The following is a 21,741-nucleotide window of genomic DNA, read 5'->3' as shown; positions in this document are numbered from 1 at the left end:
AAATACGCCACTCCCAGGCCCTAGAGGTGCGCTTGGCTAGTCAGTCTGAAATAACAGCGCTATATGCTGCTCGGCCTCAGAACTTTGCGTTTTTTCTCGGCGCAGGGGCATCTCGCAGTGCGGGCCTAGCAACAGCGACTGATATCATCTGGGATCTCAAACGCCGCCACTATTGCCGTGAAGAAAATCAGGACATTTCACGCCAGGACATTCAAAGCGATGCCGTCAAAGAGCGCATTCAAACCTATATGGATGCGCACGGCTTCCCAGAATTGTGGGCGGATCAGGAATATACAACTTATTTCGAGAAAATTTTCGGCGATGATAAGGAACGTCAGCGCCAGTATATGAGCGCTATGCTGTCCGAAGATAAAGTTGCATTGTCGGTGGGGAACCGTGTGCTCGGCGCGTTGCTCGCCAGTGGAATGTGCCGGATAGTATTTACGACCAATTTTGATAGCGTCGTCGAGAAATCGGTCGCCGAAGTCGGCAGTCGGTCACTTACGGCCTTTCACATCGAAGGATCGCATGCAGCCAATAACGCGCTCAACAACGAAGAATTCCCCATTTATTGTAAGCTGCACGGTGATTTTCGCTATGACAGCATCAAGAACCTATGTGTCGATCTTGAAAGACAAAATCGGGAACTTTCCGCTTGTCTCGTCAACGCAGCCAACCGGTTCGGCTTTGTCGTAGCCGGTTATAGCGGGCGTGATGAGAGCGTCATGGCTCTGTTCAGGCAAGCCCTCGAAACGTCCAATCCGTTCCCTCACGGTCTCTACTGGACCGGCTTGAAGGGCGGTGCTGTACATCCTGCGGTGACGGACTTGCTTGCGGCTGCGCAGAAGAAAGGCGTGACCGCCGAGTTTGTCGAGATTGAGACGTTTGATGCATTGATGCTTCGCCTGTGGCGCAACATCGAAACCAAGTCGCCCGACATGGATGCGAAGGTGCGAAAGGCCCATCTGTCGGAAGTGAACATTCCGCTCCCGTCGTCTGGGCAGCAACAACCGCTCCTGCGGCTTAATGCCCTTCCCATACTGGATATGCCCTCCGAATGCTTGTCGCTGTCGTTCAAGCAACCTGTTGAGTGGGATGAAGTCAGAAGGGTCGCAAGCGCATCGGAGCAAACTCTGATTCTGAGCAAATCCGATACGGTGTGGTGCTGGGGGAAGGAAGACGATGCTCGCCGAGGATTCTCAGGGTCCGTCGAGACCGTAGAACCCCGTGCGTTACCGGGTGATATCCGCACACCGGGAAACCTGCATCTAAAAGGCTTTATCGAGGAGGCTCTAGGATACGCTCTGGCACGCGAGCGTCCCTTGCTCGTCCGTGCCCGCCATGGATCGGTGTTCCTGATTGTCGATCAGCATGCCGACGATGTTGGCGGCCTCGATCCGTTGTTCCAGCTTGTTGGTAAAACATCTGGCAAGGTGCCGGGCGTCTTCACAGTGCCCACCCCCGAAAAGCCGAAATCCGAACAGGTCGATTGGGCCGAAGCGCTGCGGATATCCGTCGATCAGAAGGGAGGCAGTCTCTGGCTCATGATCGATCCGGACATCTGGATATGGCCGCCTCGTGCCCGTGCCAATGCACGTGACTTTCTCGATAGAAGGCGCAGCGACCGGAGGAATGATAAGTTCAACGCGCTTCTGGATGCATGGGTTCAGTTGCTCTTTGATACGGATGAGCGAAACTCGGAAATCTTGGTAAAGCCTTTCTCCGAGGGGAATCACGTTGAAAACCCTTGTTTTCGCATAGGTAACAGAACGGCCTTCTCACGGAGGCTGGTATCATGATCGCGAGCGTAGGAGAGCTGAGCGGCTATGCGACCCTGCCTGAACCCGAGCTTGTCTTCGCGGGTGGCCGAACCGGGAAGCATCCGTTGAAAGGGCTGATCGATCACGGGCCTTACGGCCTGAAATTCGGTGCTCCCGCCAAACTTCGTCTGGCACTTCTCGCTCCCAAAGCGAATATGGGTAAGCTCACCGGGCTGGTGGAGGAACTCAAGGGCACAGCGCAGGTGCACGAAGCACCAAACTACTATCCCGAATATCCCGGTTTTGAAGCGCTTTTTCGCATTCCCGTCGCTGATCAAGATGACGGCCTGATTATCTCTTTTCCCGATGAACTTGATAGGCATGCACAGACCGGGCAGAAGGCTGAACTCGCAAAAGGCTTGTTCCAATGCATCGCCCAGCTTCGTAGCGTGCGCAGCAATTTTGACATCGCGCTTGTATACTTGCCGCAAAGCTGGGCCGCGTGCTTCGAGGGCGAAAACTTCGATTTCCACGATTATCTTAAAGCGTACTGCGCACCCTCAAATATTCCGATCCAGATCGTCCGTGAGAAGAGCTTTCAGCGCAGGTGTCGCGCCAATGTAATGTGGGGCATTAGCGTGGCAATCTATGCCAAGGCGGGAGGTGTGCCTTGGAAGCTCACTGGGCTAAACCAGGATGAGGCGTTCATCGGTATCAGCTATGCTATGAAAACGGACAAGACTGGCAATCTTTACACGACCTGTTGCAGCCAAGTTTTTGACCCGGACGGAACAGGGTTCCGATTTGTGGCCTATGATGCACGTGAATTCACGCAGGACAGCAAAAAGAACCCCTATCTTTCATACTATGAGATGCAATCGGTACTCTCACGGAGTCTGGAGATATACCAAAGCGGTCATTTTGGCCGCGTACCGCGCAAGATCACGGTCCACAAGAACACACCGTTTCAGGAACAGGAGATATTGGGAGCACTCGACACATTTCGCGATGGCACGGATGTTGAGCTTGTCCAGATAGTCAAAGGCTCGAATTGGAAAGGTATTCGCTTCGACAACAAAAAGCCTCCCAATGCTCACGGATATCCCGTCGTTCGAGGAACTTATATTCCAATTGAAGGCAATGAGGCTCTTCTGTGGACGCAAGGTAGCGTAACCGGAGTCAACGTCAAGAATCCCAATTACAATGTCTATAAGGAAGGGGCTCTGAAACCCACTCCTTCGCCGGTTCTGGTACGTCGTTTTTCAGGTGCAGGCGGGTGGCACGAGACTTGTTTGGGAATTCTTGGTCTGACCAAAATGGATTGGAACAACAACACTTTGTACAAGAAGCTGCCAGTTACGCTTGTTTACTCCAAGGCGTTTGCGGACATCATTCAGCAAAACAAGGACATGGTTGATAGTGTTTACGATTTCCGCAATTTTATGTGACGCGTAAGCTCACTTTACGGTTGTGGTGTACCGTTTCAGAAATTCCACTCCGTTGAAGCCGTGAGTGGCGAGCAGTTCGTTTATCTGCTTCTGGCTGTTGAGAATGTCCGGATCGCCAAGTGATTTCGCAAAATCGGCCAGCGCTTTGCGAAGCTTCTTGAGCCCATTTTCCGTCATGATCCGCATCCCCTCAACTTCGGATGCACCGTCGCCAAGTGTCCGGAGGGGGTGGATGATGACGGGCGTGCCGGTGGCAGCCTTCGTGTACTTCCCAAAGAACCATGACATAGCTTGATCGAGCTGGCCCAGATCGGTTTTGGAAATGCCTTTCTCGGATGTTGCGTTATTCTTGCACTCTATGACCAGGAACGAACCATCGGGGAGCGCCCACAGATTGTCCGGCCCTTCATCGTTGAACTGTTTCTCGGGGCGCTGGGAATGCAATCCGATGAATCGGGCAACGGCATCTATAGCCGCTTCGAATTTATCCGGCGTCACGCTTTGAAAGCGCAGATCATCCGTAAGCTGATTGACTTCTAGTATCCGGTCGGCAGCTTCGAGAAAGCGTTCCTGATGATAGGATTGCACTTCCGCCGCCTGCGCACCTTTCTGGGCCGCGAGCTTCTGATAGGCGATACCTTCTATCGGGCGTAAAACGTTCGGGTTGAGTCTATGCGCTGCCAGCAACGTTTTTTGGGACGCAGCCGGGTTCAGGTGATGTTGCATGGCGGCCAGCTTCGACATGAGCCAGGCCTTTTCATCGTCATCCTGCGCGGCGTTCGCGGCGGCGCTGAGCAGATCAGCGGCGGCTTTATAATCTCCGGAACGGGCCGTGTCGAAGGCAAGCCGCACGGCGACGCTGGCCTTGTCGAGAACCAAACCCGTCTTGGCCTGCGCTTTCAGGAGCGTTTTCTTGCTGACCTTGACCCATGACGGATCGCGTTTGAGGCACTGGTCGATGACACCTGCAATCCCTTTGATATCGACCCCGTCGAGTTGCTTGGCGATCTTCTTCGAAAGGTCGAGCTGTGCCTGCGTGGCAGGGGTCAACAGCTTGAGGCCGTCCGGCGATTTTACCCGGCGCGTAAGTTTCGATCCGGCAAGCAGTACGACGCAATAATCGTCGTTGGAGCGCACGCCGCGCCCCATGCCTTGTTCGACGCGCTGCATCTGACGCCGCAAGCCGGATTGGGAGTCGCTTAGAACCGCCATATCCGTTAAGTCGGAAAACGATGCCACTTCAGGCAGATTGTAAATCACCAGAACGCGGCACGCATCGTGCGGCAGGTCGATGCCGTCATACCTGTTCACAAGGACGGTGAGCCCGACATGCCCATCGCGCAGCTTCTCAACGCCAGCGACGACATTCGAAGCCATGAGCGTCTGATCTGCGACATCCTCCCAGTCTTTGGCAGCGTTCTTTGAGGGTACGATAACAACAACGTTTTCCTTTTCCGCCAGATCGATAAGCAGCGCCTTGATCTCTTTCAGTGTGATTTCCGGGTTGAGTTCCTGCGGCATGAGGATCATGCGCTCGCCCATGGACTGCGAGGACGTCGGAACAATCGGATCGGAGAGCTTTTCGGGGTCGGCACCGAAATGGGTGACGAGCACGCTGTCGTCAGCAAGCGTTGCCGTCATATAGATTCTGCGCTTGGCGCGGGAGAAGGACCGCACAAGGTCGGTCGGCGGACAGTCCGGTTCGATTTCCATTTTCTGGCCACTGATCACGCAGCGGCAAAGCGGCAGAATATCCCGAAGTAGCGGATAGGAGAATTTCAGTTCGTCATCGTTCTTATGACCGTGCAGGGCCTGCATGATCTCTTCCTGAGCCTTGATCCACGCCCAATAAGGCACTTCCATCATGGCACGCGGATCGCCTGAGTTGACATCAAGGAACCGGGCATGGCTTTGCCGTCTGAGGTCAGGTTCAACGGTCTTCAAGATTTCCTGATAGGCGGCATGCGTATTGGGAAGCTCGATCCTGAACTGCTCCGTCACAGTTGCGATGCAGGCATGAGCGTCGTCGATCACGACTGCCCCCAACTTGATCTTCACACCTTCTGCGCCGACGCCGAATACCGACTTCCCGTTAAACAGTCTGTGGATGGTCGTGACCAGAATTCTGTCGCCCGACTGGAAGTCCGTATCATGCGGATCGTCCGTAACCTCGATACCAAGCGCTTCGGCTTCGGCAAGCACCTGATCGACCAGTTGCTTGTCAGGCGCGATGTAAACAGCCGGAGAGATTTCTTCATTCAGCGAGCTTTGTAACAGCAACAGCCCGACCAGCGTTTTTCCGCTGCCGACATTCAGCTTGATAACCGTGTCAGGTTGGCCCCGCTGCCCGAACCAGTCCTTCATGACTTCGGTCTGAATATCGCGCGGAAATGCGAATGCCTTATCGCGGTCCAAGGTCAGGAAGATGTCGCGAGGATCGATGACGATTGAATCGTCATCATCCAGAAGGTCATCGAAATCTATCGGCATCCGTCGTTTCTCTTTACTCTTCAGCGGTTTTACTGATCCGGGCTTCATCAGAGTGTCCGGTATCTTCCCTATGTGCTTGACCAATATACAGATTTGGCCACCTTGAGTCGAAAACAAATGGATTCTCCGAATCGTACTCAGTTTGGCGCATCCGGCATAGCCGGACCAGGCTCTCGTGAACCGAGCCAGCGAGCTGTCTCGGCCATTCGGCTTCGATCCCTTGCGCATCTTCTGACAGCCCTGAAGGGCTGACATCTTTTTTTGTTTCGTGGGCCTGCGGCCCCGTCCTCCGTCAAGACCAAGCCCTTCGCTTTGGCTTCGGGCGAAAGCCATGGCCCGTGGCTCGCCTGCGGCTGCGCCCGCACCTTTTCCATAGCTTTCGGTCTGGACGGCCGTCCCCCCGCTCATTGGCGCGGGCCTAGTCCGGTTGCATGCGCAACCGACTACCCAAGAAAGGGGACACAGATGAAAACCGACATTTATGAAAGGGTTACCAACAAGATCATTGCCGATCTTGAGCAGGGCGAACTGACATGGCTGAAGCCATGGAGCGCGGTCAACATGGACGGCAAAATCACCAAGCCACTACGCCATAACGGCGTGCCCTATAGCGGTATCAATGTCCTGATGCTGTGGGGCGCGGCCATCGAAGGCGGGTTTCTCTCGCCGTACTGGATGACCTACAAGCAGGCCAAAGAGATGGGCGCACATGTGAAGAAGGGCGAGCGCGGCAACCTGGTCGTCTATGCCAACACCGTCACGAAAACCGAAGAGACGGAAAACGGCGAAGAGGAAGAGCGGACGATCCCGTTCATGAAGGGATACACGGTCTTCAATGTCGAGCAGATCGAAGGCCTGCCCGAACGCTTCTACGTCAAACCCGAGCCGCTGATCGATCCCGCGCAGCGCATCGAACGTGCGGACGCATTCTTTGCGGCCACCGGCGCAGACATCCGCCACGGCGGCAACTCGGCCCATTACAGCGGCGGCAGTGACCATGTGCAAATGCCGTACTTCGAGACCTTCAGGAGTGCCGAAGCCTACTATGCAACCTTGGCGCACGAACTGACTCACTGGACCAAACACCCCAAGCGCCTAGACCGCGAATTTGGCCGCAAGCGTTGGGGCGATGAAGGCTATGCGCGCGAAGAGCTTGTCGCCGAACTTGGTGCAGCCTTTCTATGCGCTGACCTTGAACTTGCGCCCGAACCGCGCGCCGATCATGCGGCGTATATTCAAAGCTGGCTTAAGGTGCTGAAAGAGGACAAGCGCGCAATCTTCAGCGCCGCCGCACATGCACAGCGTGCCGCCGACTATCTGCACAGCCTCCAGTCAGAGGAAGTACCAGCCCAGGCGGTGGCGTGAGGTAATGGTTTCAAGTTTTCGGCACGGGCCATTCCGGCCCGTGCCGTTTCTGCATCTGGTCGTATGCGACCGCTTCGGAAGCGAAACTTACGATCGCTGGCAGAAAGAAAAGATGCGCAACACTGCATGTCAAGCTGCTTCAGTAATACAGGCTAGCATATTATCCACAAGCGTAGGAACAACAAAGATAATAACTATTCCAAATCGCATCTTGCTCAATTATCTTCAGAAGAAAGTAATAAATGATTTGTTCTATTTATATTAATAAGGAAAGATTGTGCTTGTCCGAAGATTACTTACATTAGCACTGCTTGTAATACCGTTGGCAATCTCCGCATGTGACGACGAATACCCAACATACCAGGAAATTACCATAGCGGGTAATACCTTCCTTATGCCGCAAGAAACACATGTCCATTGGTGGAGTTTTTACGACGAGGAAAGCTGGCTAAGACTTAGTCTGAACGTTGAGACTTTAGAGCCTCATAATTCTGATACCCTAGAACAAAAAAAGAAGAATCTTTCTGTAAAAATCGGCCCACTATCAAATATGGATCGAGGCTATTACTGGACTGATGAAGACGAAGCTTTAAACCTTCCGGAGGTCTCCTGCAGCCATATTCATTATGCAGATAAAAATATAGAACTTTGCGACCACGGCTTTTCCGGCGAACAGGTAGAGTCCGCACACGTCTATACCGTTAAGAATTTATCTGATGACAAGCACACAACAGTTTTGGAGTGCAGAGAAAGGTCACAGTTGTCAAATCCGTTATGCATAGGTCGGGTGCGATTTCTTGATAATCTCCAGATTAACTATCAATATAATATTTCATACTTTGAGAAAGCAATAGAGATAGACCAAGGTCTTCACGATCTTATTCTACAGTTTCATCATAAATCATAAGGGGGGGCATCAGTGAGCTATCAACTGAATCAGAACCAGAAGGACTACATAGACTATTTGATGAGTTCCGGAGATTATCATCTCGCTTACAGATATATTGCTGAACAAATCGACGGGGCCGTACAAACTGGACAAGTGTCCCGCGAGACTCAACGCTGGTTCGAGTGGGCCGAGCACATCAATGGTGATTACGACACCCTTATAAACAATTATGCGCGCGAGATGGCCAAGTTAGGCTCACTCATCAACGGCTCCATCCTAACAGACCAACAGTTCCAAGCAGGTTCAGACGTAATAGCCCAGTCGGTATTAAGCAGTGTCCTCAATAGCGGAGAAGTTCCAACCACGCCAAAAGATATCATTCTCATCGATATAGCAACCGGCTCTCAGGAGATGGGTACAGACCCTGAAGATTTTCCAGGGACGATGATCGGGTACATATTGTTCGACACCCCAACCCTTGATGCCCTTATTCTAAATGACCCGGAATCGGCGACTTGGGAGAAGGGGTTGAATATCGGTGAGCAGGTTGCGAAGCATGTAGGCGTGTTGTCCAAGCAAGGAGTGTTCATCGGGGGAGAGGGGCTTGTCGATCTCTTGGCAGGCGAAAGAAAAATGGCCGATCTCTTTGATGCAGCTCGGGAGATATGGGAGAATAATGGTGTTCAAGACATTCTTGGTGAGATATCCGAGGATGCAGCAGGACTCTATGAGCAACTTTCCGATGACTATGGTTGGGCGTGGAATAATCCTACGGCTGTTATAAGGGAACTGCCCCCTTGGCTGCAGGATTTGCTCGGAGTTTTCGATGATCTAATCGCCGCTGCGAGTCCTTTGGTTCTGGATATCGATGGTGACGGCATCGAACTTGCCGCTCTGAATGGTACAGGTTCGGTTTATTGGGACATCGATCTGGACGATCTCGGAGAGGCGTCCGGCTGGATTGCCGGTGGGGATGGATTGCTGGCCATCGACTTGAATGCTGATGGCAAAATTAATGATCACTCAGAGCTTTTCGGCGACCAAACCGGAAGCTCAAACGGCTTTGCAGCGCTTGCGGCTTATGACAGCAATTCCGATACAGCAATTACGAGCGCCGACGCACAATTCGATGATTTGCTCGTATGGATCGATGCGAATGGCGACGGCCGCAGCGAAAGCGCTGAATTGCACACCCTGGACGACTTAAGCATCACGTCGATCAGTCTGAACTACTCCAGCGTGAACTACACGATCAACGGCAACGAGATCAAACAGGAAAGCACGTTCGTAATCAACGGCCAGACACGGGATGTCGTTGATGCTTGGTTCACCTACGATGAAACGAATACAGTTTATGCTGGGGACTATCAACTTGATATCCAAACGCTATTCCTGCCGAGCTTGCGCGGTTTCGGGAGCCTGCCGGACTTGCACATCGCTATGAGCCAGGACGCAACTTTGCTGAGCATGGTCAAGGAGGTGGCTGCGGCGGATGTAGAGACGATGTTGAGTTTGGCATTCGACATCAAGGGGAAAATCGAGGATATTCTGTTCCGTTGGGCCGGTGTTGATGACATCGATCCCGCTGGCCGAGGTGGCTACATAGATGCTCGAAAAATGGAGTTCATCGAAGAAATATTGGGAAGAGAATGGGTGGCTGGCGGACAAACTAATCCGCAAGCGGGACAAGCGGATGACTTGGATGCTGCCTTCTCAGCCGCATTGGCACATGTATTTGGTCATATCCTAGCGCAGACAAGTGCGGCAACGCTTTTCACAGGAGGTGCCGGATATGACATTGCCAGCGCCTCTCTTACAAATACCGATGTTGACGACTTCATCGTCACTGACGCGTTTTCATCTACCGTATCCGGCAGTTCCGGCAACGAAATATTCTTCTACACGCCGAGCGAGGGTGCGAAGACAATCAGCGATGCAGGAGGTGTAGATACAATCGTCATTGCCGATGGCATTGGCGCAGAAGATGTCCGCCTCTGGAAATCTGGCAGCGACCTGTATCTTTACATGGATGGCCACTCCGCCTCCGTCAAAATCCAGTACCACTTCCAGAGCGCCTATGACAACGAGGTCGAAACATTGACCTTCTCCGATGGCACCTCACTTGACTTGCTGGAGAACCTCACCTTCACCGGGACGAGTGCTGGTGGAGAGTATGTTCTTGGTTTGAACAATTCCGATGACACGCTGATTGGCATGGGCGGGAATGACACCCTGCGCGGATATACGGGCAATGATACCTATGTCTGGAATATCGGTGACGGAAATGATGCGATTGAAGACCAGGACGGGACAGCAGATGTACTTGAGTTCGGCCCAGGCATCACGGCTGACGACGTTCGGTTCTGGAAAAGTGGCAGCGACCTGATGGTCTATGTCGGTAGCGAGAGCATAAAGATAGATAACCACTTCCACGCCACATACAGTAATAGCATTGAAACGGCGACCTTCACCGACGATACGGTAATTGACCTGCTGAGCAACCTCACTTTCACTGGCACAAGCGCGGGCGAATATGTTTTGGGTCTGCATGACTCCAATGACACGCTGGTCGGCAAGGAGGGTAACGATACTTTGCGGGGATACACGGGCAACGACATCTATGTGTGGAACATCGGGGATGGCGTCGACACGGTAGACGATTCCGGTGGTACGGCGGACGTACTCGCGTTCGGTCCCAACATTACGGTCGATGATGTTCGGTTTTGGAAAAGCGGTTACGATTTGATGGCTTACGTTGGCAGCGAGAGCATCAAAGTGAAAAACCACTTCCATGCAACATATGGTCAAGAGGTCGAAACGGCCACGTTTGAGGACAGCACCACATTGGACCTGTTGAACAACCTCACTCTCACCGGCACGAGCGCTGGCGAATATGTTAAGGGAAGCGAAGCGAACGACACACTGGTTGGCTTGGGCGGAAACGACACTCTTCAAGGTTATGGCGGTGACGACGTCCTGATCGGTGGCGATGGCGTCGATTCTCTCTATGGCGGTACTGGTGCCGACACGTTCCTGTTTGAAGCCATATCCGCCTTCAACGATGTTGATAGAATCAAAGACTTCAGTTTGACAGATGGTGATATGATCGATGTCGCCGATCTTCTGGCGAGCTACGATCCGCTAACCGACGCAATTGAAGATTTCGTGTGGGCGGTCAATGCAGGCTCGAACACTGAGCTTTACATTGATCAGGATGGAGCTGGAACAATCGAAGCCTGGACGAAGATCGCGACCATTGAAGGCGTGACCGGCCTGACCGATGAAGCGGCGCTGGTTTCCAGCGGCCATCTGATCGCAGCATAAAGTTCACGAAAAGCAACCTCCCTAATTCTCCCCAGAACATGAAAGCGCTTTTCCGACCAAAGGGCGGCCCGCCAGGCCGTCCTTTTCCAATGCAGTCCGCGCCCGTTTAACCGATTAGAATGACACAAGGCGGACCGGCAATGCGCCCGCCTTGCGGGGATGAACGCCTATAGCGTGTAGTCGCGAACGGCGAGTTCGAACTTGATCGCATCAACGAGCGCCTGCGCTTCGAATTGTGCTTTCGAACCGGGTTCGACTTGTGCCGCTGCCATGAAGGCCGCAGCCAGCAGGCCGCGCAGTTCGTCGCTACTCTTCGAGACGAGATCGGTTTGTGTGATGAGTGACATCGTGTCCTCCTTTGCTATCGGAGGCCCCGACCATCGGAGCCTTTCCAGGCCCCGGTCCCCATCATCGCGAAGGAAAGGCGATTGATGGACGGAGGTCAGTTCGATGCAAAAGGAAGGACGCGCAGATGGCAGCGCGTTACAGAGATCGGCATTCGGAAAAGGGGGAATAGACGGCTTAGCGGTTAAACCACGGCCAGAGGACGGCCATGGCAGCCCCTATGCCGAACCAGAAGGCGGGATTTGATACTAAGGCAGTGATGTCAACAAGCATGGCGGTTCCCCCTCGTTAGCGGTCAAGTTCAGGTCCGCGCGGCGGCATTTGCTGCTGTTCGCGCAGGCGTTTCAGACGTTCATCCGAAGACATGCGCCTCGATCCCGCGTCAGGCTTCTTTTCATTCACGCGGTCAAAACGCGGGCGCTGTGGCATCGCCTCCGGTTGCTCGCGCATGGCGTCGAGCCGGTCGAAGGCCGTTTTCGATGTCGGCTGAGGTTTCGGTTCCTGGCCGCGCTGCATCAGGCGGTAATTGGCGGTATCGACATGCAGTTCGCGAAGGGCCTGCGCATGCCTGGTGCGCGTGGCTTTGATTTCGGTCTGGAGGTCCTGCCGCTCGCGAAGCTGGGCATTGAGCATCATCTGTCGTTGATCGCGATCACGCTGCAACGCCCATAGCGCTTCCAGCTCGTTCTGCTTTTCCAGTTCCCGGCGCTTGCCGGTCAGCCGGTCCCAGAGACCCGCCATGCCTTTGCGGAACCGTTCCGCCCGCATGCGGGCTTCAGCTTCGAAGCGGGCTTTCTGTCCGGCATTGAGCTTCGCGCGTTCTTCCGCATGAGCACGCGCCATCGCCTCGCGGCGAGCGTTCAGTGCATTGAGTTCCTGTTTGGCGTCGGCACGGGCCTTGTCCAGATGCGCTTTCATCCGGGGCAGGATGTCCTCGGCGATCCGCTTGCGGGCATCTTCAATGCTGCGCAGTTCGTCGGGCTTCCCCAGCCTCGCCCGTACATCCTTCGATTTTCTTCCGGTCGCACGGGCAATCGAGATCACTTCGCCTTCGAAGGTCACAGCAACATGACTGCGCCGGTCCCCGCGAGCGAGATACAGGCCACGCTCTTCGAGGGCGTGAGAGAAGGTCTGACGGGAATCAGAGATTGCCCAGGCCTCCTGGATCAAGCCCTTCAGTTCTCCCGCATGACGCCCGATCCGCTTTGCCTGCTGCCATTCGGCGAGCGAGAAATTACGCGGGTCGCGGTCCTTCGGATCGACAAGGCCGCGCGGCATCTGCCAGCCGTTTTCGAGGTAGAGCTGGCGGGAGACTTCCCGCAGCTTGTTCTTGTAGAAGGACAGCGGCCTGGCCGTCATCGTCTCGGCATCGATCCGGCTCCACACCGCATGGGCATGGCGACGACCTTCCTTTTCATGAAAGACGACGACACGCGGCTGTCCGGTCAGCCCATGCCTTTTCTCAATGGCTTGCAGCGCCTTTTCGAAGGTCTCAACCCGAACGACTTGCGTTTCAGGTGGGTTCAGGGAAACCGAGAAGAGGAACTGGCGGCACTTCGTGCCCCTAGCGATGGCTTCTGCCTCGCGGAGTGCGCCGACTACATCGTCGGATATGAAGCCGCGAATATCGTGAAGCTCGATATGCTCGTTCTCCTCGGTCTTGAGCAGATGGAGCCCGAGCTGCTTTGCACCGCCGCGCTGTGAGCCTTTCAGGATCATGACGACGGCTCCGTATCGGTGCGGTGACCGAGCGCGCGTAGCAACTCGCGTCGCATCAGCGCGACATCGGCACAAGCTTTGCGGATTTCCCGTTCGGTATCGGGCAGGACGGGGAGCGTGCCGATATGCGCGGCCTTGGCGAGTTGGTTCAGATTGTTGGCGATACGAGACTGGCCCAGCATCGCTAAGACTTGGGCGAGCTTCTGTTCGTCCTTGATCGGCCTACGCTGTCGAGAGCGAGCGCGTCGTTTGCCAGCGCCTTTCCCGTTGAAGACCTTACGCTTGATGTAGGTACCAAGTGGCTCGCTTCCGGCCAGTTCTTCAAGCCGAGCGCGCTCTTCAAAAGTCAGTCTGAGGGAGAAGGGTGGTGTCTTTTTCGTCACTCCGAGACCCGGCAAATAGCCCGTTCAGGGTCATTTGCAGGGTTTTGAATGGCGCTAAGCACCTGATTCCATTGGGAGAGAATATCAAACAAGGTGTTCGAATTTTCTCCTTCAGGGTGCGCCATTTTTCAAGCCTTTCCAGCCACTCTGTCCGCAGAATGTCCGCGTAACGAAGTGGAATTTGCCCTCTATTTTGAGGCCGCAAAGGCCCTGCGAAGCCTTTCCGCAGGAAACGTCCTTGCTATGACGCCGGGCGTCGGCACCCGAATTGACGGCTGCCTTTGGTGCGCTTGGGCATCAAAATACAATCCAGCAGATCTCACTGCCTTCCTTTCCTGTCAGCACAAATCAGTAGGGGGCAAAATATGATGAGCCCGCGACAATCGCGCAATGCAACTTTGCTGCGCGCCATCGAGCGGCTTGCGATGCTGCCCGATACGGTGGAACTGCGGGATGCTCTGGCGGCCATGCTGGAGCGACCGGAAAAGGTGCAATCATGAAGGGGCGTCAACGCGGGCGCGGCGCTGATGGCAAGGGCCGGAGCAAACGCGATGCGCCTTTCGTCAAGCTTGATCATGGCCTTCTCAATAGCGAAGCCTTTGCGCATGTGACGCCTCAAGCTTGCAAGCTGCTCATAGGTATATGGCGCCGCCATGATGGCCGCAATAATGGCGCCATTCCATACAGCCGCCGCGAAGCCATGAAACTGCTTCAATGCGGGGAGCATCGGGCGGCAGGCGCTTTTGACGAGCTAATCGATAAAGGCTTCATAAAGCTGGCAAGGAACGCAAGCTTCAGTCTGAAAACGCGCGAAGCACGAGAATGGGAATTGACCGCCGAGCAATGCAACGGCGACCCGCCATCGCGTGACTTTAAACATTGGCGATCTGCCCAAAAACAAAACACAGGTGCTGTGGGAGCACCCCACAGGTGCTGTGAGAGCACCCGTAACCCTCAAATTCAGGCCAATAACGACCCCACAGGTGCTGTGAGAGCACCCGTAAAGCACCTTTTGCAGGTTCCTACAGGTGCCGAGGGAGCACCACTTATAAATATACCAGATAGGGGGCAGAGAATGTCTGATGAAAAAACCCATGATTTACGACGATCAGCACGCTTAGATCGCAAAAAGTCGCATTTCAGCATGAAAAAATTCGAGCGCGAAGTTTTCAACCCTGTGCAACGGGCGTTCTTTGGGGCTGCCATCCTGAACGCTCTTATCATCCATCATGAGCAAGAGGCTGCGGCATGACAGACGCAAATCAAATCTATATGGCAACGATGCTGGCGCAAGCCATTGGCAAAACAGTTGGCCATGCACTCGCTTTAGGCCTTGATCCGAACATGGCCATAGACGCGCTGCAATGCGTCGCCAAAGGTGTTCACGAAGGAAGCTACAAGCCGACTAAAGGCGAGCTAAACTGATGGCGAGATGGCCCTATTCCACAGGCACATGGAAGCGGCTTCGGCGGCTAAAGCTGATGAGCAATCCGATTTGCGGATGCGGGCGCATGGCCGATACGGTGGACCATGTGAAGCCGATCAGCGATGGCGGCCATCCCTTCCCGGCGCTGGATGGCCTCACCTCCTATTGCGCAAGCTGCCACAGCAAGAAAACAGCCCGGATCGACAAGCGTGGGGCAGCGGCAACGAGCAAGGTGCATGGCGGATGCACCCGCGACGGCACGCCGACAGACCCTAACCATTGGTGGCTGAAATGAAAAAATCTCTCATAGCTGACGCTTCGAGACCGCATGGGGGGGCAACTTTTGAGTTAGTTTCCGGTTCGTTGATTGGGGATTTTAACCAATGGGGTTAAGGGGACCGGGCGCGGCACGCATGAAACGGGCGCGGGAACGCATCAAGGAGGATGATGCACCTTTGCCATGGGATGAGCCGGGCCTGACACGGGCCATGCGGGTGATCCGCTTCCTTGAGTGGCTGCCGATCAATGCAGGGCCTTTGGCGGGCCAGAATATGCGCTTGCAGCCCTTTCAGAAGCGGTTCATTGCCGCCGTTTACGGGCCGAAGACTGAAGATTATCGTCGGCAGGTGCGGGAGGCGCTTCTTTCCATCGCTCGGAAGAATGGAAAGACCGGGCTGGCGGCTGGCCTTTGTCTTTGCCATCTATCCGGCCCGGAAAGCGAGGCGCGCGGGCAATGTTATTCGGCGGCCTCCGACCGGGAACAGGCATCGATCATCTTCGGCGAGATGGAAGCCATGATTGAGGATCGACCCTGGCTGGCCGCCCGGCTCAATGTGCAGCGTTTCCACAAGCGCATGGAGGATGCGGAAAACCGCAGCACCTATCGTTCGCTATCGAGTGACGCCCGAAAGGCGCATGGGCTGTCTGCAAGCTTTTTTGTCTATGACGAAATTGCACAGGCACCGAACCGCAACCTTTACGACAATTTGAGCACATCAACCGGCGGACGTGCCGAACCGCTTGGGCTGATAATCTCAACACAATCGGCAGACCCGCATCACGTCATGAGCGAGCTTGTGGATTATGCAGAGCAAGTGAACAACGGCACCATCGAAGACCCAACCTTCGTGGGCCATGTCTATGCCGCGCCCATGGATGCGGACCCATGGAACCCGGAAACGTGGAAACTGGCGAACCCTGCGCTTGGCGTGTTTCGTTCACTGGAGGAAATGGAGACATCGGCGGCGCAGGCGCAGCGCATCCCGGCGCGGGAATCGGCTTTTCGCAATCTCTATCTCAATCAGCGGGTGGAAGCCGACGAACGGTTCATTGCGGCAGCGGATTGGGATTCATGCGATGCACCGGCAGACGCGGACTTGCTGCGCGGGCGGCCATGCTTTGGTGGCCTTGATCTGGGATCGACCAGCGACCTGACCAGCCTGCAACTGTATTTCCCGGAGGATGGCGGCGCGCTGCTATCCTTCTTTTGGGTTCCGAAAGACAATCTTCGCGCCCGCGCTGAAAAGGACCGGGTGCCCTATGTTGAATGGGCGAAAGATGGCTTGATCGAAACGACGCCGGGCCGCGCGACAGACAAGCGTGCGGTGGCGCTCAAATTGGCCGCACTGGCGCAAATCTTCGACATCAAGGGCATCGCCTTCGACCGTTGGGGCATGGCCGAACTGGAACGCATCTTGGCAGAGGAAGGCATAACCCTGCCCTTGAAGCCGCATGGCCAAGGGTTCAAGGATATGGGGCCAAGCGTAGACGCCTTCGAGCGGCTGGTTCTTAGCGCGGGCTTGCGCCATGGCGGCCATCCCGTTTTGCGCTGGAATGTAGGCAATGCGGTTATCGAAACCGACCCGGCAGGCAACAGGAAGCCCCGCAAAGACAAAAGCCGGGAACGGATCGACGGGCTTGTCGCGGCCATCATGGCGGTGGGCCTTCATGCACGAGAGCCAGCCGCACCCGATTATTCGGCTTGGCGTCTTGGAGTGATCAGCGCGTGAATGGGACGAAAACAACATAAGATATTCATCGGAAAAAATTTCATTTGACGGCGTTGTTCACTATGTTGTAAATTCATTTGAGAAAAATTCGGATGAAAAAAATGGTTCTTATAAGCAGCGTCGTCAAGGAACTAAGCGAAATGAGTAAAATAGAGGAAACCTCTGTAGCCACTTATGCGCGAGCGCTCCGAGAAGCCGGCCTATTATCCCAAAAAGGACGTGGGCGCGGTGCGGCACACGCCACACCGCTAGACGCTGCACGCCTACTAATCGCGCTCATGGTGGGCGGTAAAGTAAAAGATTCTCCGCAGGCTGTGCGTGACTTTGGCAAGATGCGTTGCACAGAGCACCTTCACAATAAAGAAATGAACTGGAAAGATACGAGCCTTCAATTTCTTTGCGGCGTTCCTAATGAGCACATTTACGAAGAAGCCATCGCCGCAATTATCGAAGGTTTCGGCGTTAGAGAATTCCAAGAAAAATTAAAGGCTGAGACAGAAAAAACAAAAAGCCCTTATCTTCCAGTTATTATGGCACTAATTCAAGATACTAAATTGCAAGGGCAGGTGATAATCGGAAATTATAGATATTCTTACCAGGTAACAGAATTTATAGATGTAAAACACAATTCTATTAATGATCTTGAAAACTATGATGAAGATGTAGCCGAGCGTTGGCTTGCCATTCTTGAAAGATACTCGTCCGGCATAAATCGAGAAGCCGAAGTGGGCACTCCGCAATTTATCAATATCGGGCAAGTGTTGGCGGGTGTCCGCGAGCCGGGCGAACGAGAAACAAATGAAGAATGGGCTGATCTACCTAAGCAGTCTTTAAGAAAGGCTGACAAGATATGACCGAATACCGCCACAGGAGATTAGGACCGGCACGCGGCCAGTCCGCAAGCTGCGAGAGGGCCTGTGGCGGGCTTCCAGTAACCTTCTCGCACGAACGCGACATCGATTAATGACGAGGCCAAAAAGGCCCGATTCACGATAGCAAAAAGGAAAATGAACTATGAAGATTATGGATTTAAAGGAGCGACGGGCGACCATTGTTGCCGAACTGCGCTCAATCGCCGACAAACCAGAAAAAGACGGTGATCTATCCGAAACACAAGAAAAACGTTTTGGCGAACTGAAGGGCGAACTTGCCAACCTTGAAAAACGCCTTGAACGCCAAACCTTCGTGGATGAGGCAGACCGCCGCGCCACCGGCCACATGATCGAAAGCCGGGGCGATGATCGCCTTGAAGACGAACTGCGCAGCTTCTCAATCCTTCGTGCCATCGCCGGGCAATGCGGCATGGACGTTGACGATGGTCGCGAACGGGAGCTTTCCCGCGAACTGGCCAAGCGCAGCGGACGTGCACCGAAGGGCATCTTCGTTCCGATGGAAGTCTTTCACAAGCCGCTCGAAAAGCGCGTTCTGACCAGCACATCACCGGCAGGCGGCCCCGGCTCCAACATCATTGCCACGGATCATCGAGGGCAGGATTTTATCGACCGGCTTAGAGCGGCGCTGGTCATCAATCAGCTTGGTGCACGGGTGCTCAACGGCCTTTCAGGCAATGTGGATATTCCAAAATTGAAGGCATCGGCATCGAGCGGCTGGATTGCAGAGAACCAAGCGCTCACCCTGTCTGATCATCAATTCGACAAGGTAAGCCTAACCCCGAAACACGCCGGGGCGATCACCGAACTTTCGCGCAACATGCTCCAGCAATCGTCACCGGACATTGAAGACCTTGTTCGCGGCGACTTCGCGGCCATCTTGGCGGAAGCGGTGGATAGCGTGGCGATTGATGGCGGCGGCACCAATGAACCGACCGGCATCTTGCAGACCGCAGGCATTGGTTCGGTGGCGATGGGCACGAATGGCGGCGCGCTGACACTTGACGCCACGGCGGACCTGATCGGCGCTGTTACCCAAGCCAATGCGGGCACGGCCCGGCGCTCTTTCCTTGGATCGGAAAAAGTGCGAACCGCCACCATGAAGCTGAAAGATGCAGATGGGCGACCCTTCGGCCTTGAAACCGTCTTCCATGGCGAAGCCCGCAGCTTCTCAACACTGGTTCCTGACGATGGCGCCAAAGGGACCGGAACAGGTCTTTCCACGCTGATCTATGGCGACTGGAGCGATCTGATTATCGGCTACTGGTCGCAATTCGATTTGCTGGTCAATCCTTATGAAAGCACGGCCTTCAAGAAGGGCAATGTTCAAATTCGGGCGATGCTGACAACCGATATTGTGGTGCGGCACGCGGCCAGCTTTGCGGCCATTACCGACATCGACACGGCGGCCTAAGCGATGAAGGGGGCCGATCATATCGAGCGGCGCGAAGCTACCGAGCTTCGCGTTGCTGGCCGCCGCCTTGAAGGGTACGCGGCCAAATTCGGGACCGAAGCGCGTATCGGCCCCTTCACTGAAACCATTGCCGCTGGTGCCTTTCGCGATAGCTTGGGCGCTGGCGGGGACATCATCGCCATGGTGGATCATGACCCCGGCAGGGTTCTGGCGCGCACACGGAGCGGCACGCTTCGGCTTTCCGAAGATGCAACCGGCCTCGCCTTTTCCATCGACATGCCAGACACCTCGCTAGGGCGCGACGTGCTGGCGATGGCGCAACGGGGCGATCTTGGCGGCATGTCTTTCGGGTTCCTTGTGAACAAAGGTGGGGAAATCTGGACCGGCGACCGCCGGGAACTGCGCAGCGTTGATCTGCGCGAAATCAGCGTGATCCATGCCTTCCCGGCTTATGAGGGAACCGAAGTGATCGCCCGCGCCCGGATGCGCGAACCTAAACGGCTGCGCATGGCGCGGCTTTATCTGGAGACGCTGACATGAATATCATCCAGCGCATGTTCAAACCGAAGACCGAAGAACTGATGCAAGACCCGTCTTGGCAGGCGCTTCATGCGCTTTCCCCGTCGGGGCAAGGTGTGAACGCCCGCATGGCGGAAAACCTTTCGACCGTCCTTGCATGTGTGTCCGCTGTCAGTACCTCACTGGCCAGCTTACCGGCATGGGTTTATCGGCGCACCGAAGGCGGGCGCGAACTTGATGAGACGCACCCGCTCATGCGCATTGTTCGGCGTGGCGCGAACGCCCATCAAACATGGCCAGACTTCATCGAATGGCTGGCAGCTTCCACGATGCTGCGCGGCAACGGCCTTGCCGAAATCGTGACCGATAGCGCCGGGCGGGTTATGGAATTGCGCCCGATCCCGTGGGAATGGGTATCCGTTCAAATGCTGGCGAGCGGGCGGCTGGCCTATGACGTGACCGAAATGCACGGCCTTCATGGCCCCGCCGGGCGCAGGCGACGGCTGCTTCAAGGCGAGGTGCTGCATATCCGGGACCGCTCCGACGATGGCATTGTCGGCAAGTCTCGCCTTCAGCGTGCGGCCAAGGTGATCGCGGCGGGCCTCTCTATTCAAGAATTTAGTCATGCGTTGCTGGAGAATGGCGCGCGACCGTCTGGCGCTTTGCAGTTTCCCCATGTGTTGACCGGAGAACAACATGACCGGATCAGCAGGCAAATTCGCGAGAGTCTCACCGGATCAAGCAATGCGGCGAAATTCCTGGTCCTAGAGGCGGGCGTGGCATGGAACCCTATGTCAATCTCGCCTGAAGACGCGGAGCTTTTGGCCAGTCGGCGGTTCACTGGGGAAGAACTGGCCCGCATCTTCGGCTGCCCGCCTCCGATCATTGGCGACCTGACACACGGCACATTCACGAACAGCGAAACCCTGATCCGCTTTTTTGCCCAAACGACCTTGAGCGGGTGGCTTCGCAAGCTGGAAGCCGAATTCGTGCGCAGCGTTTTCACCGAAGCGCAGCGGGAAACGCACGAACTGGAAATCGATATGAGCGGCTTGCTGCGCGGCGATCCTGAAACGCGGTGGAAGTCGCATGAAATCGCCGTCAAGAACAAGATACTGACGCCGAACGAGGTGCGAGAGGTGGAAGGCTGGAATCCACGCGATGATGGCAATCAATTCGTGGGGGGGGGCTGATGGACAATAATAAACTGCTTCGCGCAGATGAGGTCGCCGAAATTCTTCGCACCAATAAGAGAGGTGTTAGTCAGCTGCGAAGAGAAGGGAAGATAGCCTGCGTCCGCGTGCCGGGCGGATGGTGTTACCCCGAGTGGGCCGTGGATGAATATGTGAAAAGGATGTTAATTCCATGCCAAGACCAAACCAAGGGCCCCGCCTGCGCTGGCTCAAGAAGCGCGGCAAGTACTACATCGTATGGACAGAAGCCGGGCGTAGCTGCGAACGTAGCACTGGCACAGCAAACAGCCAACAAGCTGAAGAAGCGCTCGCAGAATTCATCCGGGATCGGCGAAAACCAACAGGGCCAAGTTTTCCAGATTCGTACATGATAGCCGATGCGCTGGACTTTTACGGGAGAGAACATGCGCCCGATACGGCATCACCTGAACGAATCGGCTATGCTATTGAGGCGCTGCTAGGCTTCTGGGGTGAACAGACGGTCGCTTCTATTATGCAGGAGACCTGCAAAGCTTATCGACGGCATCGTGGGGTGGTAATCCCCCCTGTAATTAAGGGGGTTTAAAA

Annotated in this window: 19 protein-coding genes and 1 pseudogene; 16 read left to right on the top strand and 4 right to left on the bottom strand. The window is 55.0% G+C overall.

The genetic code is table 11. The features are described from left to right. The first annotated feature begins 26 nt into the window (after positions 1-26). Positions 27-1,799: an SIR2 family protein gene (locus tag AQ1_RS12635; protein ID WP_052371273.1), complete on the top strand. Its 1,773-nt coding sequence runs from the start codon at positions 27-29 to the stop codon at positions 1,797-1,799. Then, a complete protein-coding gene (locus tag AQ1_RS12630; RefSeq protein WP_042087937.1) occupies positions 1,796-3,208 on the top strand; it encodes an argonaute/piwi family protein in 1,413 nt (470 codons plus the stop codon). The genes AQ1_RS12635 and AQ1_RS12630 overlap by 4 nt, the downstream gene beginning before the upstream one ends. Positions 3,209-3,217: 9 nt before the next feature. Here AQ1_RS12630 and AQ1_RS12625 read toward each other — a convergent pair whose 3' ends face one another. After that, on the bottom strand, positions 3,218-5,698 hold the full coding sequence (locus tag AQ1_RS12625) for a DEAD/DEAH box helicase family protein (protein WP_042087972.1): 2,481 nt from the start codon (positions 5,696-5,698) through the stop codon (positions 3,218-3,220). Positions 5,699-6,163: 465 nt separating this feature from the next. On the opposite strand from AQ1_RS12625, the gene AQ1_RS12620 reads away from it, so the two are divergent. The 3 genes from AQ1_RS12620 (at position 6,164) to AQ1_RS12610 (ending at position 11,276) form a co-directional block, all read left to right on the top strand. Beyond that, positions 6,164-7,063, top strand: a complete 900-nt coding sequence (locus AQ1_RS12620) for an ArdC family protein (protein WP_042087936.1) — start codon at positions 6,164-6,166, stop codon at positions 7,061-7,063. A 394-nt stretch (positions 7,064-7,457) separates the two neighbouring features. After that, positions 7,458-7,970: a hypothetical protein gene (locus AQ1_RS12615; protein WP_150007341.1), complete on the top strand. Its 513-nt coding sequence runs from the start codon at positions 7,458-7,460 to the stop codon at positions 7,968-7,970. A 12-nt stretch (positions 7,971-7,982) separates the two neighbouring features. Beyond that, positions 7,983-11,276, top strand: a complete 3,294-nt coding sequence (locus AQ1_RS12610; RefSeq protein ID WP_042087934.1) for a calcium-binding protein — start codon at positions 7,983-7,985, stop codon at positions 11,274-11,276. Positions 11,277-11,443: 167 nt separating this feature from the next. Here the strand turns inward: AQ1_RS12610 and AQ1_RS12605 are convergent, their stop codons facing one another. From AQ1_RS12605 to mobC, 3 genes are all read right to left on the bottom strand, one after another. Continuing rightward, positions 11,444-11,623 (bottom strand): hypothetical protein, encoded by a 180-nt coding sequence (locus tag AQ1_RS12605; protein WP_042087933.1) that lies wholly within the window; start codon positions 11,621-11,623, stop codon positions 11,444-11,446. Between the two features lie 286 nt (positions 11,624-11,909). After that, the gene (locus tag AQ1_RS12600; protein WP_042087931.1) at positions 11,910-13,340 is read right to left on the bottom strand and encodes a relaxase/mobilization nuclease domain-containing protein; all 1,431 of its coding nucleotides are present in this window, start codon (positions 13,338-13,340) and stop codon (positions 11,910-11,912) included. Beyond that, positions 13,337-13,723 carry a plasmid mobilization relaxosome protein MobC gene (mobC, locus tag AQ1_RS12595; RefSeq protein ID WP_042087971.1) on the bottom strand — a complete coding sequence of 129 codons (387 nt, stop codon included), beginning with the start codon at positions 13,721-13,723 and terminating at the stop codon, positions 13,337-13,339. Before mobC ends, AQ1_RS12600 begins: the two co-directional genes overlap by 4 nt. A gap of 365 nt (positions 13,724-14,088) precedes the next feature. Between mobC and AQ1_RS15565 the strand changes: the two genes are divergently transcribed. The 11 genes and pseudogenes from AQ1_RS15565 to AQ1_RS15555 all read left to right on the top strand — a co-directional run bounded on the left by AQ1_RS15565 (position 14,089) and on the right by AQ1_RS15555 (position 21,739). After that, a complete protein-coding gene (locus tag AQ1_RS15565; RefSeq protein ID WP_313982054.1) occupies positions 14,089-14,223 on the top strand; it encodes a hypothetical protein in 135 nt (44 codons plus the stop codon). Further along, positions 14,220-14,975: a hypothetical protein gene (locus AQ1_RS12590; protein ID WP_042087930.1), complete on the top strand. Its 756-nt coding sequence runs from the start codon at positions 14,220-14,222 to the stop codon at positions 14,973-14,975. The genes AQ1_RS15565 and AQ1_RS12590 overlap by 4 nt, the downstream gene beginning before the upstream one ends. Next, complete coding sequence (locus AQ1_RS15355) at positions 14,972-15,148, top strand: hypothetical protein (protein ID WP_161760613.1); 177 nt, start codon at positions 14,972-14,974, stop codon at positions 15,146-15,148. The genes AQ1_RS12590 and AQ1_RS15355 overlap by 4 nt, the downstream gene beginning before the upstream one ends. After that, positions 15,148-15,444, top strand: a complete 297-nt coding sequence (locus AQ1_RS12585; RefSeq protein WP_052371272.1) for an HNH endonuclease — start codon at positions 15,148-15,150, stop codon at positions 15,442-15,444. The genes AQ1_RS15355 and AQ1_RS12585 overlap by 1 nt, the downstream gene beginning before the upstream one ends. A gap of 118 nt (positions 15,445-15,562) precedes the next feature. Then, positions 15,563-17,158, top strand: coding sequence for a terminase large subunit (locus tag AQ1_RS12580; RefSeq protein ID WP_462687145.1), 1,596 nt, complete (start codon positions 15,563-15,565; stop codon positions 17,156-17,158). Positions 17,159-17,250: 92 nt separating this feature from the next. Beyond that, positions 17,251-18,012, top strand: a complete 762-nt coding sequence (locus tag AQ1_RS12575) for a hypothetical protein (RefSeq protein ID WP_042087927.1) — start codon at positions 17,251-17,253, stop codon at positions 18,010-18,012. Between the two features lie 160 nt (positions 18,013-18,172). After that, the gene (locus AQ1_RS12570) at positions 18,173-19,462 is read left to right on the top strand and encodes a phage major capsid protein (protein WP_042087926.1); all 1,290 of its coding nucleotides are present in this window, start codon (positions 18,173-18,175) and stop codon (positions 19,460-19,462) included. 3 nt (positions 19,463-19,465) lie between these two features. Continuing rightward, positions 19,466-20,002, top strand: coding sequence for an HK97 family phage prohead protease (locus tag AQ1_RS12565; protein WP_042087923.1), 537 nt, complete (start codon positions 19,466-19,468; stop codon positions 20,000-20,002). After that, the gene (locus AQ1_RS12560) at positions 19,999-21,174 is read left to right on the top strand and encodes a phage portal protein (RefSeq protein WP_042087921.1); all 1,176 of its coding nucleotides are present in this window, start codon (positions 19,999-20,001) and stop codon (positions 21,172-21,174) included. The genes AQ1_RS12565 and AQ1_RS12560 overlap by 4 nt, the downstream gene beginning before the upstream one ends. After that, a pseudogene (locus AQ1_RS15560) lies at positions 21,174-21,323 on the top strand (helix-turn-helix domain-containing protein); the annotation flags it as partial. The gene AQ1_RS12560 and the pseudogene AQ1_RS15560, both read left to right, overlap by 1 nt. 23 nt (positions 21,324-21,346) lie before the next feature. Then, on the top strand, positions 21,347-21,739 hold the full coding sequence (locus AQ1_RS15555; RefSeq protein ID WP_462687146.1) for a hypothetical protein: 393 nt from the start codon (positions 21,347-21,349) through the stop codon (positions 21,737-21,739). The last annotated feature ends 2 nt before the right edge of the window (positions 21,740-21,741 follow it).

This window comes from Iodidimonas nitroreducens, from assembly GCA_000710935.1.
In the GTDB taxonomy this organism is placed as follows: Bacteria; Pseudomonadota; Alphaproteobacteria; order Sphingomonadales; family Rhodothalassiaceae; genus Iodidimonas; species Iodidimonas nitroreducens.
Note: the sequence above shows the minus strand (reverse complement) of the source record. Positions and strands in the feature narration are given on the sequence as shown.

What these genes read in the sequence shown, in the direction of transcription:
- AQ1_RS12565 (WP_042087923.1), top strand. Translation starts at nt 19,466, where the DNA reads ATGAAGGGGGCCGATCATATCGAGCGGCGCGAAGCTACCGAGCTTCGC.
- AQ1_RS12590 (WP_042087930.1), top strand. Translation starts at nt 14,220, where the DNA reads ATGAAGGGGCGTCAACGCGGGCGCGGCGCTGATGGCAAGGGCCGGAGC.
- AQ1_RS12580 (WP_462687145.1), top strand. Translation starts at nt 15,563, where the DNA reads ATGAAACGGGCGCGGGAACGCATCAAGGAGGATGATGCACCTTTGCCA.
- AQ1_RS15355 (WP_161760613.1), top strand. Translation starts at nt 14,972, where the DNA reads ATGACAGACGCAAATCAAATCTATATGGCAACGATGCTGGCGCAAGCC.
- AQ1_RS12615 (WP_150007341.1), top strand. Translation starts at nt 7,458, where the DNA reads ATGCCGCAAGAAACACATGTCCATTGGTGGAGTTTTTACGACGAGGAA.
- AQ1_RS12570 (WP_042087926.1), top strand. Translation starts at nt 18,173, where the DNA reads ATGAAGATTATGGATTTAAAGGAGCGACGGGCGACCATTGTTGCCGAA.
- AQ1_RS12560 (WP_042087921.1), top strand. Translation starts at nt 19,999, where the DNA reads ATGAATATCATCCAGCGCATGTTCAAACCGAAGACCGAAGAACTGATG.
- AQ1_RS15565 (WP_313982054.1), top strand. Translation starts at nt 14,089, where the DNA reads ATGATGAGCCCGCGACAATCGCGCAATGCAACTTTGCTGCGCGCCATC.
- AQ1_RS12620 (WP_042087936.1), top strand. Translation starts at nt 6,164, where the DNA reads ATGAAAACCGACATTTATGAAAGGGTTACCAACAAGATCATTGCCGAT.
- AQ1_RS12575 (WP_042087927.1), top strand. Translation starts at nt 17,251, where the DNA reads ATGAAAAAAATGGTTCTTATAAGCAGCGTCGTCAAGGAACTAAGCGAA.
- AQ1_RS12585 (WP_052371272.1), top strand. Translation starts at nt 15,148, where the DNA reads ATGGCGAGATGGCCCTATTCCACAGGCACATGGAAGCGGCTTCGGCGG.
- AQ1_RS12600 (WP_042087931.1), bottom strand. Translation starts at nt 13,340, where the DNA reads ATGATCCTGAAAGGCTCACAGCGCGGCGGTGCAAAGCAGCTCGGGCTC.
- AQ1_RS12605 (WP_042087933.1), bottom strand. Translation starts at nt 11,623, where the DNA reads ATGTCACTCATCACACAAACCGATCTCGTCTCGAAGAGTAGCGACGAA.
- AQ1_RS12625 (WP_042087972.1), bottom strand. Translation starts at nt 5,698, where the DNA reads ATGCCGATAGATTTCGATGACCTTCTGGATGATGACGATTCAATCGTC.
- AQ1_RS12630 (WP_042087937.1), top strand. Translation starts at nt 1,796, where the DNA reads ATGATCGCGAGCGTAGGAGAGCTGAGCGGCTATGCGACCCTGCCTGAA.
- AQ1_RS15555 (WP_462687146.1), top strand. Translation starts at nt 21,347, where the DNA reads ATGCCAAGACCAAACCAAGGGCCCCGCCTGCGCTGGCTCAAGAAGCGC.